Raw genomic sequence first — 16,031 nt, 5'->3', positions numbered from 1 at the left:
CTAAACCGGGACACGTCCACCTTCGTCAATTCCGAGAGTATGCCGTTCTTGCCAAACAGGTCGCCGGGTGAACGTCCTTCCATCAGGCGGTCCAGGAGGTCTTTATCAATGCTCATGCGGGGGCTCCTCTTCGAGCAATTTATCACCACACCGCACAAAATTCAGGATAGTCCCCCTGCCGCTTCGCCTTCGTGAACTTAAGTGTCCATCGTGCATGACGATCCTTGTGCGACATCTTTGCGGGCTTGTCCTGCCAGTCTTCTGGAATACGTCTTGCCCGGAGATCCGCTTTCTCAGCGTTCGTATTGCGCTGCTTTGGAGCAGCCACCAGTGTTGCATCCAGGATCTGGCCGGACATCGGGAGATAACCGGCGTTCCGCAGGGTCGCGTCAAATCGGTCAAACAGCCTTTCAATGGCACCCGCCTGTGTCAAACGCTCACGAAACAGCCAGACCGTTTTGGCATCCGGCACGCGGTCCGACAGCCCCAATCCCAGAAAGCGCATGAACGACAGGCGGTCGTTGATCAGATACTCTGTCCGTTCATCAGACAAATTGTTCAACGTCTGGATGATCAGGATTTTGAACATCAGCACCGGATCAAACGGCGGACGTCCGCCTTTACTTCCGTCTGAATAGGCCAGAGCCAGCTCCAGATCAGGGCGGAACACCTCAAAATCCACAGTCCGGGAAAAGGCCTCCAGTTGATCGCCAAGCCCGCTCAGCCGAGCAAGACGCTCTTCAACATCAAAGAAACCAGATTGCTTCATCTTCCACCATCCCCAATCAACGCCAAAAAAAATGGAATCACACAGAACAACTCAGAGCCAAGGGGTTTTTCGAACCCTCCATCTCCAAATTAAATCGTTTTTATGTGGTAGAATCATTTTTGCACTGATATATCAGGTGGTATCTTACACATCGGCATGAATGTAACCCTCCATGACCCTCATCAAGACGCGCACTATCTTTGGCACATTCACCGTTCTGACTTTGTCCATGACAACAGGGGGGCATGCTGAACAGGTCAATGTCACAACGAAACAAGACTATGACTCACACGACAGAGAAAATGTAATCGTTACAGGCACACGAGAAACGGGAAAAAAAGCGCGCGAAAGCCTCAATCCCATCGATATTATTTCGAGCAAGGAGTTACTGCAAACCGGGCAAACCAACCTGCGTGACGCACTGATGCAGATCTTGCCCTCAGTCAACAGACAGACACAAGGCACCACCGTTGGCGCATTGACCGATTCAATCAACCTGCGTGGTCTTAGCCCCAACCAAACCCTTATTTTGGTAAATGGCAAACGCCGCCACACAACAACCAATATACAAACCGATGCAGGCCCTTTTCGCGGTGCCACCCCGGTTGATATTGACCTGATTCCACTCTCAATGATTGATCATATCGAAGTCCTGCGAGATGGCGCCTCAGCCCAATATGGGTCAGATGCAGTGGCTGGAGTGGTCAATATCATTCTCAAAACCAGTGACCATGGTGGCACTGTTTCCAATGAAGCGGGGGCTTATGCTGCGGGGGATGGTTTTACCAACAGCTTCAACATTGACCACGGTTTTAAGCTGGGCAGTCGAGGTTGGCTCCATGCCGGGCTGAGTTACCTACACCGTGATCGCACGAACAGAACCGCACCAGATGTGCGTACAGGAACAACCAACAGCCGCTGGATTGGTGATCCTTCAACAGACCGCATTTCTGCTGCGATCAATGCCGCTTACCAGATTACAGACGGGATAGAAGGATATGGCACCCTCACCTATGCGCACCGCACGGCCAGCACCTACCAGATCTACCGGCTACCCAGCACACTCCCCAGCCTTTATCCCAATGGTTTTTCCCCCACACTCGGCATAACCGAAAATGACTATGCAGCCAGCCTTGGCCTACGGGGGCATGACCTGATCGGATGGGACTGGGACCTGAGCAGCACATACGGGGGTGACCGTACCAATATTGATATGACCAACTCTGCCAATATCAATATTTATGCTTTGACCGGGGCAACCAATACCAACTTCCATCTCTCGGACTCTGCGTCCCAACAGTTAACCAACAACTTCGATATCAAAAGAGCGTTCAAGCCTTCATTCTGGAAGTTTCCTATCAACGTTGCCTTGGGGGCGGAGCATAGATACGAAACTTACTCAATTGGAAGCGGTAGTTACCAATCCTATGCTTATGGCGGTTCCCAGGCGGTAGTTGGTGTCCAGCCAGAAAGTGCTGGCACACATTCCCGAGTTGTTTACGGTGTATACGGCGATGTTTCGACCAGACTATTGCCCAAATGGCAGATTGATCTCGCAGGTCGGTTTGAACATTACACGGACTTTGGAAATACCGAGACGGGAAAAATTTCCACACGGTATGATTTCACAAAGTGGTTTGGTATCCGTGGCACAATAAACAACTCCATTCGCGCCCCCTCTTTGGCTGAGGAATATCATACCTCAGCAACAGTCACCACGACCGGTGCGACCGGCCAGTTGCCACCCAACTCACCTGGAGCTCGCCTGTTGGGCGCAACACCTTTGAAGCCAGAGCGTTCAATAAACTACACGGCTGGTTTTGTGCTGCACCCTCGCCATAATTTGGAGATCGCTGTGGATGCCTACCAGATCGACATTCGTGATCGTATTCTGGACGGAGGCACATATAGTGGTGCACAGGCCATTGCAGCCTACGAGGCCAATGGGCGTACCTTGCCTTCCAATGTTCAGCTCTCGGGTGTGTCCGCCTCTTATCTTACAAATGGGGCAAGCACACGCACCCGTGGTGTAGATATAACGGGTAAATACAAAATCAACCTGCAAGAAAACGGGGATCTGGTGCTGGATGCAGCTCTGAACCTGAACGAGACAAACATCAAAAGCATTGGCACAAATGCCTTAGGCAAAAGCCTGCTCAATGCTCAGCAGATTGCTTACCTGACCACAGCATCTCCCAAAAACATTCTAATTTTTGGCGGAACATGGACTGTGAAACGCTGGAATGTTGATGTTCATGAAATGCGCTACGGTCATATTTTTGACCAGATGACAATTCAACAGGGCACAAATGCTTACTCCAGCAGCATTTTTCAACCTTATAATCAGCATGCACGGTTTTTAACAAACATTGCGGTCTCTTACCGCGCGACGGACCGATTGACGGTAACAGTGGGTGCGAACAACCTGTTCAATACTTACCCCAACAAGGTACCCTACGCCGCATCCTATTATGGGCAGGTTAAATACGACAGATATTCGCAACAAATTGGTATCAATGGCGGCTTTTACTATGCCAATGTTGCATACCGCTTCTAACCTGGATTCCTGATTTTGCTGACAACCAGAAGACGATCGGTTATTCTGAGCGGCCTATCCTCCGGCTTTGCAGCATTGCTCCCAACGGAAGCGACTGCAAAGCAGATAGACCGTAGCAGAACATTGGTTATTGCCATTGGCTCGGACCCAATAGGCATTGACCCCGCAATGAACCGTGCTGAACCTGTTGGCAGCGAAATTATTATCAATATTTTTGATACACTCGTCGTATCTGTGGCGGACAATACTCCGAATGTTGAAGGCCGATTAGCCCAAAAATGGAACGTCAGCCCTGATGGTCTGCATTACAGATTTACACTGGTTGAAGGTGTGCTTTTTCATGACGGCACGCCAGTCGACGCGCAGGCTGTTCAGTTTTCTATTGAGCGCACTCGTAGATTAAACCCTTTTGCACAAGCAAGCTTTGCCAAAGTTCTACGGATCGAGGTGGTTGACCCTATAACGGTCGATTTTCACCTCTCTTCTCCTGTTCCATTTTTTCTGTCCCTACTTGGGCAACCTCAGGCAGCTATTGTCAGTCCGAAAGCCGTATTGTCACACGGGGAAGATTTTTCGCAATCCCCTGTTGGGAGCGGGGCTTTCCGTTTTGTGCAATACACGCCTGAAGTTGGTCTAATTCTCTCCTGCAATACCGACTACTTTCGTGGTCGGTCTGCATTAGACACACTTGTCTATCGCATTATTACAGATGCCTCTACACGCCATATGGAGCTCGAACGTGGCGAAATTGATATCTGCCAGCAGAATGCGCAGCTTTCTGCGCTTTCCATGTCGGACATACAGTCCTTTTCTCACAACCCCGATATAAAAATTGTTGAAAAAACCAGTCAGATTTTACGTCAACTGGAATTTAACAATATGCGTTCAGAGGGGCCTATATCCGATATTCGGGTACGCAGGGCCATTACACACGCAATAGATTATAATGGGCTGGCCAACCATATACTCGCAGGAACGGTAGAGCGCGCCTATGGTCCACTCCCTACCGTAAACTGGGCCTTCAGCCCCACGGTTCAAGCACTCTCTCCCAATTATGATCCGGCTTATGCACGCATACTTCTGAACGAAGCACAGTGGGCTGCACATAAACGGACCTTATCTCTGATAACGTTTGAAGGGTCTTTCTGGGCTGCCGTGGCAACGTTTATCCAAGCCAACCTTGCTGTCATCGGGATTGATGTCACCATTGAGCAGATGGAGTTTCCCAGCTTACGTGCACGACATGTTGCAGGACAATTCGATCTGGCGCTGGATGGCCGCGAACCATGGTACAATGACCCGGATGCGCATATTACAATTGGCTACCTTTCTACCCTCGCCAATACAGCCATGACATTCCGCATGCCTCCCAACAACAGGCTGGATGCTCTCATTCGTAACGCCCAGAGCGAACCACGGGAAGATGTGCGTAAAAGTCTTTATGCAGCCATTCAGGACCTAATCCTTCAACAGGCACCTGCTGCGTATCTCTTTACAAGCAAAATCATTATTTTTCAGCGCAAGGAAGTCGAAGGGCTTGCCGTTCGAAGCACACCTCCCTTGAATGAATATTGGGGCGTCTCCAAAAGGGAGCCCCTACGATGATCTATTTTTTCCTACGCAGGGTGATGGAAGCTATTCCTGTGCTGGCTCTGGTCTTGTTGGCAGTCTTCAGCCTAACACACCTGATCCCTGGAGATCCTGCTGTCATGCTGCTGGGACCAGATGCCACTAACCTGCAAATTATGACCCTGCGCCATGATCTGCATCTGGATACCCCCCTGTATTTGCAGTTCAGCACTTACATGTTGCAACTGTTACATGGAGACTTGGGCACATCCTTAAGAACTGGCCGCCCGGTTGCTGACTCTCTTAGGCTCTACCTGCCAGCAACAGCAGAACTTGCTGTTGTAGCCTTATTGTTCTCTCTTCTCATAGGCCTACCGCTTGGCATTCTTTCCGCCAGAAAACCAGGAGGAATTATAGATCGTATCTTACAGCTTTATACGCTCTGTGGTGTGTCCGTTCCTGCGTTTCTTCTGGCTTTTGGACTGCAAATTGTCTTTTGCAGTTGGTTGGACTGGTTGCCCGTAGCAGGACGTAGCAGTGCCTTTGCACCGCAAGCGCTCACATCCGGGTTTGCCCTATCTGGCGCTCTATTCCATGGAAACGTCAGCATGTTGGCGGACCTCGGCTCCCATATTGTTCTCCCCGCCCTTGTGCTGGGGACATTTATTGCCGCCACGTTGGCGCGTTTCCTACGCAACACCATGCTTGAAGCCCTTTCTGCCGATTATATTCTAACCGCTCGTGCCAAAGGATTACGTCAGACTCAAATCCTGCTCTCACAGGCGTTCCCCAATGCTGTTGGACCGGCGATCATGGTGCTCGGTGTCCAGTTTGGTGACATGCTCGGAGGTGCCATCCTGACTGAAACGGTTTTTTCATGGCCGGGTGTAGGACGTTACATGTTTGAAGCCATCCGCACCCGGGATTACTCAGCCATTCAGAGCACAACGCTGGTTTTTGCCATTATTTTTATGATCGTCTCATTTGGCACAGATGTGATCACGGCCTTGATCGACCCCCGCTTGCGCAATGGACGGTCCTCATGAGTGCGTTTTATGGACATTTGCTACGCCATGCCAGTGGTCGCATTGGTATAGTGCTTTTAGGAGGCATAATCCTTCTTATTAGCTGCCCTTCTCTAGTCGGGGCGTACTCTCCCGACCAGATCGACTTATTGGCACTTCTACAACCACCCTCCTGGACGCATCCACTCGGCACAGATTTATTTGGACGCGACCTGCTATCACGTATCCTTTACGGTGGGCGGCATACGCTGTTCATCGGGGCTAGCGTTGTTTCCTTAGCTTTTATCTTTGGGGTCGTAATCGGCTCTGTCTCAGGCTTTAAGGGCGGCTGGATAGACAGTATCGCCATGCGCGTTATCGATGCGATCCTCAGCTTTCCTGCCCTTGTGTTGGCAATCGCCCTTTCCGCGGCCATGGGTGCGGGGCTGACGAGTGCCACACTCGCTATTTCCGTTACTTTGACCCCCCAGTTCGCCCGGCTTTCACGCAACCAGGCCAGACGTCTCTCGGACATGCTCTATGTTGATGCAGCCCGCGCACTTGGCGTGCCTGACCATACCATCATGCTCAGGCATATTCTGCGCAACGGGCTTGTTCCATTGCTTACCCTTGCGCCACTCTCTGTTGGAACGGCAATTTTGCAAGTGGCCAGTCTTGGATTTTTAGGGTTAGGGGCACAACCACCCACGGCAGAATGGGGGGCCGATATTGCCATGAACCTTGATTATGTGCGTGTGGCGCCATGGACTGTTTTTAGCACTGGCATCGCTATTGTGTTGACCGTGCTGGCATTTAATCTTCTGGCTGATGCAACGGGCGCATACTTTAGCCCGAGCCAGCGGATTACAAGCGAGGCTAATCGAGCATGAAAAGCACTGTCCTGCGTATCGCACAGGAAAAAGTCGACTTTTTCCCACCTCATCGTGTAACGGATGATCGTAGTATTCTGACCCTTAAATCTCTGGTGTTTGAACCTCTGTGCACATGGACAGATGGTCATATCACACCGGGGCTTTTCAAAAAATGGGAGACGGAATCCAATGGTCTGATCTGGAATTTTCATATACGCAGCAATGCACTGTTCCACGATGGGTCTCCTTGCACTGCTTCTGATATTGTTGTTTTTTTGACCGAGATCTGCCAATCGGTGGATACCTTTGGCATGAAGTGGTCTTATGCACGCTATTTTAATCAGGTCACTTTTACCGCACCATCTTCCACTTGCCTGCGCGTGGAGACATCACGTCCCATGGGCGACCTGCCAGAAATTTTTAGCGAGTTTTACCTTTCAAAACTGGATCAGTCAGGCCACGCCACCATTGGCACAGGCCCCTTCCATGTTCTGACATTTATACCTGGTGTGCAGGCCTCACTCTCCTCCTGCGCACAGCCTACCAAAACCCTTCACTTTGCTGCACATAAACACCCGGAAGACAGACTAAACCTGCTCCGCACTAGTCAGGTGGATATTGCCTGCCAATTGGATGCGCTCTCTCCCCTCCCAGAGCAAGATCCCTCCTTCAAATGGCTGTCGGCAACCAGTTGTCTCTCCGTCATGGCATACTTGAATTGTAACAAAGGTATTTTTTCACATCCCGAGGCAAGACTAGCCATTAATATGGCAGTCAATAGACAAGCACTCTGCGACCAAGTGTATAATGGGCAAGCAATTCCTGCCTGCACAATTGTCAGCCCTTTCCATTTTGGCTTCAATCAGACGCATATTCCTTACGACCCGGAAAAAGCACGGGCCTTCTTTGCGGAGCTTGGTCAGGATTTTTCGGTAACATTACGCACACCAACATTTATGCCTGAACATGCTTTGCAAATAAGTCTATTTATAAAAAATTCTCTGGAAGCCATTGGCCTGCATGTGAATCTGGATGTTGTAGAAGACCGACCTGACTATGCTCGTCAGATAGGTCGCAAAGAGATAGGGGATATTGCTCTTTTTGATTCCTCCCCCCACAGCACCTTCCGTGTTCTTAACGACAAAATAAGTAGCAGGACGCGTGGAATCTGGTGGCAGGGATACGACAATAGTGCATTGGAAAGCAGTATTACCCGTGCCAATGAATGTCTCTGCTCATCCGAGCGGGCTTTGAACTATGCAAACTGCCTGTCTTCCTTACAAACTGACCCTCCCTGGCTGTATCTTGCGCACCCAAACAGCATTTGTGCCGCACGGCATGACATTGATGGGCTATCCATGAACCATAAAGGTTTGATTTATTTCAAAGAAGGTTCCAAAAAATGAAACTTGAATCGTCTATAACATTTTTTTATTACGATAATATTCATGATGTTGTTCCATTTTATGAGGGTTTGTTGGGATTTGACCTTGTTTTGGACCAAGGACTTGCCCGTATCTACCGCATTGGAAAAGAAAGTTATTTTGGCATTGTGGATGGTAACAAAGGTCACCTCAAACATCAGGCACATAACGCTGTTCTTTTGACCATTCTTACTGATTCAGTAGAAGAGTGGCACAAAAAATTACACAATGCGCATGTACCCAACCTTTCCTCAATTCAGAAAGGTCGGTTTTGTGAGCATTTCTTTTTTGAAGACCCAAAGGGATACGCTCTGGAAATACAACGTTTCCATCAGCCCGAAGTCGCGGCCCTTTTCAAGAAAGACGTTTAATGCTTCAGTTTTTACGCCAACATGCGGTCTCTCTTCTTCAGCACTACGGCACGCGCCCCTTGCTATGGAATACTAATGGCACGGCACAGGCCAATTGGGCTGATGGTTATATCCCGCTTCTGACCACTTACACAAAGGAAGATAGCGAAGCCAAGGGACTACGCAGGATAGCAGCCCCCAAGGCTCCCCGGCCGGCGGTACATTTCTCTGCTTTGGAGATGGTTCAACAAAACCGTTTCTCTCTTTTTTGGGGTGAACGAGGGAGTGGGAAAACCAGTTTTGCGCTTGATCTGGCCCTTAACCTTGCAGGCGAACAGCTCCGACATAATGAGTATAATCTCAAAAATTTCATCCGTCCTATTCCTCGTAACGACCAGAATCTTGTCCAGGTTGAAAGCTGGAACCTACCGCCGACCTGGCCAGTCTATGCGCCTGTGCACCCTCAGGATCACTGGGAGCAATTTTATGCTCGCATTGAACACCTGCTTGAACACGATAATTGCCTCCTGATCGTTGATGGTCTGGAAAATTTTTTCAACCCTGATGAGGTTTTGAATGAGCTCGAGAAACTTTATCTGGAACAAGATGGATTACGTCTTGTCATTTTAGCCAATAGATTTCTTTGCCAAGGGCTCCATGTGCCTTTCACGCTAGCGCAATTCTCCATCATGGAACTCAATGCAGCACAACAACGCGCTTTATCAGCAGACACTCCCGTACAAAAAGGTCAAGAAGCCCGCCCTAATCTGGTTGTTGCAGCAAACGCAGTTGGTAAGCTAGCGGATGGTGAGGCGACCTCACTTGCCGTCGCCGATATCTGGTTAGACAATGCCGCTCCATTGTCGGTCCGCAAGGAATTGCAGGTAGTAATTACCGCATATTGGCAAGGCAATCGTCAGGCACTTGATCAGTTACCACAAACTTTACAAAATTTTTTCCGCTCCGACTTTGCTCAGACGACTCTCTTTCCTGTCATCGCGGCATATGCTCTGTTGGATATGGAAGATGACGCTCGATTGGCAACGCTTGGCTCTGATCTATCGCTGTGGCGGCGGGCTATCCCCTTTTTAGTAACGCTTTTACAAAAAAGACAGCAAACCATCGTTCCCCTTACTCGCGGTTTATTGAGTATGGACGACCCATCCGCCACAGGTCTGCGCTATGGCGCAAATCTTGTGCTCCAACATTTACAGAATGACCTCTCTATACAACAATTATGCAGATCAGCACTCCTGAATTTCCTACAACATGACGCATCCACCACCCCTACGAAAAATGAGGTAGCGCACATGCTGGCAGCACTGGGTGATCAGAGGAACTTCGATGATCTCATCTGCATTCCTGCAGGGTATGCTACCCTTGGCTCAGACACACATGTCAATTCGTCCCCTGTTCACACAGTATATGTCAAAGCGTTCAAAATTGGTCGTTTTCCCGTCACAAACAGTCAGTATGCGCTTTTTGTGCAGCAAACTGCCCACACTTGGCCTGCATTCAATACCCTGTTGCCAGCACAGGCCAATATACCTGCAGCGGACGTAACCTGGTATGATGCACAAGCCTACTGTGCTTGGCTCACACAGCGTTGGCGCAAAGAAGGGCGTATTTCCGCTTCGGAAGTCGTTCGTCTCCCCACTGAGCCGGAATGGGAATGGGCCGCCCGAGGACCCCAACCAGATTATGCTGGAAAAGTCTGTTATCCTTGGGGTCCACAGTGGCGTTCGGACCTGTGTAACTCGTCTGAACTGGGGCTCAACAAGCCAACATCTGTTGGTTTATCTGCTGCCGGACGCTCCCTTTTCGGTGTTGAAGATATGGCTGGTCAGATATGGGAATGGACCAGTACTCTCTGGGGGAAAGATATGGCACACCCTGACTATACCTATCCTTATTGCAACGACGGCCGCGAAGATCTGAATGCCCCAGCCACTATCCGTCGCGTCTTGCGGGGAGGATGCTTTTCCAGTCCAAGCCTAAAAGCCAACTGTAGTTATAGAGGAAGCTTGGAACCCAACGGTTTCTGGCGAGGAAACGGCTTTAGGATAGCTGTTGCGTAACATTGAGCGCAAACAAGGGTCACACGTTCATCAGGTTTATCAAACAGGTTATCTGACCTCTGGTGATGTCAGAATTTATAATATTATGGAACAGATTATGCTCAAACCGGATACTCAGGCAGAAATGTCACTTGCTGATCAGGCATATATTCACATCAGGCAGGAAATCATTACCTGTAGGCTGCCACCAGAAAGTGAAGTATCGGAGCATGATCTGGCTAAACGTCTCGGGATGAGCAAAACACCCGTGCATGAAGCCCTGGCCCGGCTGGCCATGGAAGGGTTTGTCGATATTGTTCCTCGTCGAGGTTCACGTATCAAGCCCGTTACAATCAAGGATATCAATGACCTCTTTGTGGTCAGGCTTGCGCTCGAAAGTACGGCTGCATCTCTTGCTGCCATCCATATTACCGATAACCAACTGAATGAACTGGATAGGCTGGCCAAGGCATCCTACACAAAACAGGAAGAAGCCAGCATTGATTACTTTATAGAAGCAAACAAGAAATTTCATATAGCTGTTGCTCGTGCATCAGGAAATCCACGTTTAGCTACGCTCATTACCGCTCTGTTAGAAGAAAGTGCGCGCTTTTTTTATATTGGTGCCCGTCTGCGAGATGTTTCCGACCTGAATATGGAAACAAACCAGGAGCATAACCAAATTGTAAAAATTCTACGGAAGCACAATAGCGCCGCCGCGCATGAAGTCATCTTGAAGCATACAGAAAGCACCCGAGCCGGTTTAATTCATGCCATTATGAATTCTGGCAACATGTCTGTTTCACTTTAAATTACTTGTATAAGGCACATTGCTCATGTCAGACGCTCACCGTGATACGGTCCTCATCACCGCAGTAGCACTCAATACCCTGCTGGTAGAGCATAAACCTGTTTCTGTGCTCGCCGTTCGCTCGGACGACACGTCCTGCCCACGCCCATATGCAACAGCCCCCCGTATTCCCGGTGCCATAGACACAAATATGGCAGAGGACTTTGCCGCACCAAGCCACCCCCTGAATGGCTCGCGCCCCTTGCCTGATCCAAGCCAACTGGAACAGACCGTCAGGCGACTTGGCCTTACACGTAGCGCTCCCATTGTTGTTTACGACCACGATGGCAATCTACAGGCTGCCCGTGCATGGTGGGTACTACGCTGGGCAGGATTTACAAATGTTCGTATGCTTGATGGTGGCTTCAAGGCATGGACGGATCAGGGCTTTTCTATCGCCCATACGCAGCCCATCGCTCCTACGCCCAGTCATGAAAACATACAGATCGGTCAGATGCCCGTCATGGATGCGGATACGGCAGCACAACTTGCTCGGAACGGCATATTACTGGACTCCCGTATAAGGGTCAATTACAGAGGGGGTACCACACCTGCGAACCTACCGCGCCGTGGCCATATCCCCGGAGCTTACAATCTGCCCGCCTCCGACAATCTGTCAGATAACGGGCACTTTCTCGACATGGAAACTTTGCGCACACGCTATACCTCACTCGGGGTAGATAGCACCCGCCCAGTCGGCGTCTATTGCGGAGCCGGTGTTTCTGCTGCGCATAATGTCGCGGCACTCATGATGCTTGGCATTGCAGCTCCCATGTATCCCGGCTCCTGGTCCGCATGGATATCTGACCCTTCGCGGCCCGTTGCGATAGGCGATATGCCTGGTTGATCTCAACACGATGCATGCAAAGACATAGAATATGAAATTTGATTTTGATACGCCACTAAACCGACGTGGCACCGACAGCAACAAATGGACACGCTACCCGGCAGAGGTCTTGCCTCTATGGGTCGCGGATATGGATTTTCCTGTTGCTCCTGCCATTACAGACGCATTACGCCAGCGCCTCACTCATCCCATATTTGGCTATGCTGCTGCTCAGGACAGTTTGCGACAGACAATTGTAGCAACAATGAAGGCACGGTATGACTGGACCATCACACCAGCCGATATTGTTATGCTTCCTGGCGTAGAGCCCGGTTTCAATATGGCACTAAAAGCCTTTCTCGCACCAGGCGAGCACGTTGCCATTCAAACACCAGCATACCCCCCCATACTCCGCTCCCCCACATACTGGAACCTACTACGCCGCGATATCTGGCTTACCCCCGGAGAAGACGGGTCATGGCCAATGGATGACGCAACATGGAGTGCGCAGTTGAGTGGGTGCAAAGCCTTGCTGCTTTGCAATCCACACAACCCCACCGGAAAGATTTATTCCAGAGCAGAACTTGAGCGGATTGCCCATATCTGCCAACGAGAAGATGCTCTTATCATCTCAGACGAAATTCACTGTGGCCTTGTGTATGATGGCCGCAAGCATGTGCCTATAGCCAGCCTTTCCCCAAAAACAGGTCAACGATGCATTACACTTATGGCAGCCAGTAAGTCTTATAACATTGCCGGACTTAAAACTGCTTTTGCAATCATTACTAATCCAGAACTGCGCGTCCGTTTTGAAAATAGCCGTATGGGCATGGTCGATAGTGTCAATATCTTTGGTCTTATCGCTACGGAAGCAGCCTATGCGCATGGAGAAGAATGGCTGACTGACCTTAAGTCATATTTACAGAAAAATCGCGATTTACTTATCAGTCGCCTCCGTCAGGACGTACCGGAAATAATCGTGCATACTCCACAATCCACCTTTTTAGCCTGGCTCGACTGCTCGCGGCTTGGGCTCCCCTCTCTCCCATATGACTATTTCCTTAGCACAGCAAACATCGCACTCAGCAACGGTGCTGACTTTCATGAAACAGCGACGAAAAATTTTGTCCGTTTGAACTTTGGTTGCTCTCGTTCAACGCTTTTGCAAGCACTGGATCACCTTGTCTCCAGTGTACACGCCCGTTCATGACCTATATTGAACACCACCATCCCGTCTTAAAAGTTTCTGACCTGAATGTAAAAAATCAGGACAGTAGCGTAAAAATCATAGATAGTCTGTCATTGCAGGTTGGCAAAGGAGAAGTCGTTTCCCTTCTCGGGGAGTCCGGTAGCGGAAAAAGCATGACTTCTTTGACCATAATGGGCCTGACACAAGGGATGAATGTAGAAGGATCAATTATTTTAGAAAACATGGAGATCAGTTCTTTTACTGAAAAATCCATGAGCAATATACGCGGATCACGTATTGCCATGATTTTCCAAAATCCGATGTCTTCACTTAACCCGATCAAACCTGTTGGCAAGCAGATATCCGAAGTGTTGCGACGCCACAGGAACATGTCGTCTTCCGAAGCCTATCAACAGACATTGAAACTTTTAGAAGATGTTAAACTTAACAATCCACGGCAATGTTATCAGGCCTATGCCCATGAGCTTTCTGGGGGCATGTGCCAGCGGGTCATGATCGCCATGGCTATAGCATGCAAACCAGCATTACTCATAGCAGATGAGCCAACAACAGCGCTGGATATGACAGTTCAGAAAGAGATAATGACTATGCTGATATCACTCAGCACACAATATGGTATGAGTATTCTTTTTATTACTCATGACCTGCATCTCGCCCAACGTTATTCGCATCGTACATACATTATGTACGCAGGCCAGATTGTTGAAGACGGACCAACCCGCACAGTTTTCAATCATCCGGCACATCCTTACACTGATGCACTTATTTCGTGCATTCCCAACAATCAGACGCCCCGCACGCGGTTTGGAACCATAGCCGGGCAAGTGCCCGATCTGCAGGGACTACCTCCTGGTTGCAATTTTTCTCCACGATGTCCATCTGCCCGGGCAAATTGCTCCACGCATGTCATTCCTCTGACAGAGCAGGAAAGTGGGGGACAGGTACGCTGCATTTATCCTCTGACAGGACAAGCCTGATGTCTCTTTTGCGCTTTCAGAACATCAATAAAAGTTATAGTGACCGTCCCTTGGCTCTGTTTAACCGCGCGCCTGTTCAAGTCCTGCACAACATCAACCTGACACTCCGCCACAAGGAGATCCTTGGAGTTATTGGAGAATCCGGTAGCGGCAAATCGACCCTTGGTCGTCTGGCTGTCAGATTAAGTCAGCCAAGCAGTGGCCAAATTTTCTATGAAAAAAAAGACATTACCAACTTATCCAAAAAATCTTTTCGGCCATATCGCAAAAAAATCCAGATTATTCTGCAAGACCCTCATAACGCTCTCAATCCCTCACTGTCTGTGGGAGCATCCATAGAAGAAGCCTTAACGGCCCAACACAAACACATGAATCGTGCAGAACGCCGCGATCGGGTTGTCTCCCTTCTTCAGCAAACCGGGCTGGACCCTACTGTTGCGAGCAGAAGGCCTCATGAACTGTCTGGCGGACAAAAGCAACGTATCGGCATTGCACGTGCCATTGCAGTTAATCCCACACTGATCGTTGCTGACGAAGTTGTTGCAGCGCTTGATGTTTCCGTGCAAGCTCACATCCTAAACCTGATGCTCGACCTGCGAGATCAGTTCAATATGGCCTATCTTTTTATCTCTCATGATTTAGAAATCGTACAAAAAATATCTGACCGTGTTGCCGTTCTTTATAAAGGAAGAATTGTTGAAACAGGTCACAGCAACGAGCTATTTAACCATCCTCTGCACCCATACACCCAAGCTCTTCTTGCCTCATCGACTGTAGCGCCAACAAACGCTAAACCTGCGTCTCTTCGACTTAACGAAAACACTAAGAACAATTCTCAGGGCTGTATTTTTTATAATCAGTGCACACGCCGTAAAGAAATTTGTAAAGTGAGCGCACCTGACACTATAGAAATTTCCCCTAATCATCACCTTGCATGCTGGATCATATAACCAATAGATTTTCTTTGGCAACGAGAAGAACTCTTTCTGATTATGAAAGGCTTTCTCCATGAGAAAGTAACCACGATTTACGAAAGAATTTGAAAATGTGGCAGTTCCCCCTCTGCGCACAAGAGATCAGAGCAGACTCATTGCGGATTTTTGCGCATCGATCATGTTCAGGACTGCAATATAGGCTTGAGCGTAATGCGTCCCGGATGTGTTTATTGGCATGTCGGGCAACGACATTATCATCTCCATGGCCGCATGTAGTGGCGGCCTGAAATGTGCTTCCAAATGGTCGCTACGTTCCTGATGTACGGTTGATAAATCGGCAACCATCATCCGGAGCAAGTCATACCCATTTTACTGCAATTATTCCTCATCGGGTAAAAGATCTTTCTATTCCAGAAAAGCAAGAATACAGATGCGGTCGGGTGCGAGGGGAATAATTTTTCTAAGCAAAGGATCAACGAACATGAGAGGGTGGCCGAAGGTAAGGCGCGTGTCGCGCTGGCCGTGCGCTCGGACGTCACTCTGGAGCGGCAGGTGACGGCAGAGGGTGCCACCTGGCTCGACCGGCAGACCATTGCGCGGGAGCCTCTTGTGAATTGCCCCGGGTTTTGTG

12 protein-coding genes and 2 pseudogenes are annotated in these 16,031 nt (G+C 49.4%); 13 read left to right on the top strand and 1 reads right to left on the bottom strand.

Annotated features, from left to right (window positions below; all coding sequences use genetic code 11):
• Positions 1-169: 169 nt before the first annotated feature.
• Positions 170-769, bottom strand: a pseudogene (locus tag AD930_RS00430) (transposase); the annotation flags it as partial.
• 172 nt (positions 770-941) lie between these two features.
• Between AD930_RS00430 and AD930_RS00425 the strand changes: the two are divergent.
• From AD930_RS00425 to AD930_RS17575, 13 genes and pseudogenes are all read left to right on the top strand, one after another.
• The gene (locus AD930_RS00425) at positions 942-3,326 is read left to right on the top strand and encodes a TonB-dependent receptor plug domain-containing protein (RefSeq protein WP_061504717.1); all 2,385 of its coding nucleotides are present in this window, start codon (positions 942-944) and stop codon (positions 3,324-3,326) included.
• 15 nt (positions 3,327-3,341) lie between these two features.
• Positions 3,342-4,931 carry an ABC transporter substrate-binding protein gene (locus tag AD930_RS00420; protein WP_061504716.1) on the top strand — a complete coding sequence of 530 codons (1,590 nt, stop codon included), beginning with the start codon at positions 3,342-3,344 and terminating at the stop codon, positions 4,929-4,931.
• Positions 4,928-5,941, top strand: coding sequence for an ABC transporter permease (locus AD930_RS00415; RefSeq protein WP_061504715.1), 1,014 nt, complete (start codon positions 4,928-4,930; stop codon positions 5,939-5,941). The genes AD930_RS00420 and AD930_RS00415 overlap by 4 nt, the downstream gene beginning before the upstream one ends.
• A gap of 128 nt (positions 5,942-6,069) precedes the next feature.
• Entirely contained in the window at positions 6,070-6,789 is a 720-nt protein-coding gene (locus AD930_RS00410) for an ABC transporter permease (RefSeq protein ID WP_244150438.1), read from the top strand.
• A complete protein-coding gene (locus tag AD930_RS00405) occupies positions 6,786-8,177 on the top strand; it encodes an ABC transporter substrate-binding protein (RefSeq protein ID WP_061504713.1) in 1,392 nt (463 codons plus the stop codon). Before AD930_RS00410 ends, AD930_RS00405 begins: the two co-directional genes overlap by 4 nt.
• Positions 8,174-8,566 carry a VOC family protein gene (locus AD930_RS00400; protein WP_061504712.1) on the top strand — a complete coding sequence of 131 codons (393 nt, stop codon included), beginning with the start codon at positions 8,174-8,176 and terminating at the stop codon, positions 8,564-8,566. Before AD930_RS00405 ends, AD930_RS00400 begins: the two co-directional genes overlap by 4 nt.
• Positions 8,566-10,623 (top strand): formylglycine-generating enzyme family protein, encoded by a 2,058-nt coding sequence (locus AD930_RS00395; protein ID WP_061504711.1) that lies wholly within the window; start codon positions 8,566-8,568, stop codon positions 10,621-10,623. Before AD930_RS00400 ends, AD930_RS00395 begins: the two co-directional genes overlap by 1 nt.
• Complete coding sequence (locus tag AD930_RS00390; protein WP_244150437.1) at positions 10,616-11,413, top strand: GntR family transcriptional regulator; 798 nt, start codon at positions 10,616-10,618, stop codon at positions 11,411-11,413. The genes AD930_RS00395 and AD930_RS00390 overlap by 8 nt, the downstream gene beginning before the upstream one ends.
• Before the next feature lie 25 nt (positions 11,414-11,438).
• Complete coding sequence (locus AD930_RS00385) at positions 11,439-12,299, top strand: sulfurtransferase (protein WP_061504710.1); 861 nt, start codon at positions 11,439-11,441, stop codon at positions 12,297-12,299.
• 31 nt (positions 12,300-12,330) lie between these two features.
• Positions 12,331-13,488, top strand: coding sequence for a MalY/PatB family protein (locus AD930_RS00380; RefSeq protein WP_061504709.1), 1,158 nt, complete (start codon positions 12,331-12,333; stop codon positions 13,486-13,488).
• Positions 13,485-14,465: an ABC transporter ATP-binding protein gene (locus AD930_RS00375; RefSeq protein WP_082781583.1), complete on the top strand. Its 981-nt coding sequence runs from the start codon at positions 13,485-13,487 to the stop codon at positions 14,463-14,465. Before AD930_RS00380 ends, AD930_RS00375 begins: the two co-directional genes overlap by 4 nt.
• Positions 14,465-15,415: an oligopeptide/dipeptide ABC transporter ATP-binding protein gene (locus tag AD930_RS00370; RefSeq protein WP_061504708.1), complete on the top strand. Its 951-nt coding sequence runs from the start codon at positions 14,465-14,467 to the stop codon at positions 15,413-15,415. Before AD930_RS00375 ends, AD930_RS00370 begins: the two co-directional genes overlap by 1 nt.
• Before the next feature lie 480 nt (positions 15,416-15,895).
• Positions 15,896-16,031, top strand: a pseudogene (locus AD930_RS17575) (hypothetical protein); the annotation flags it as partial.

The organism is Acetobacter malorum (assembly GCF_001580615.1).
Taxonomy (GTDB): Bacteria; Pseudomonadota; Alphaproteobacteria; order Acetobacterales; family Acetobacteraceae; genus Acetobacter; species Acetobacter malorum.
Note: the sequence above shows the minus strand (reverse complement) of the source record. Positions and strands in the feature narration are given on the sequence as shown.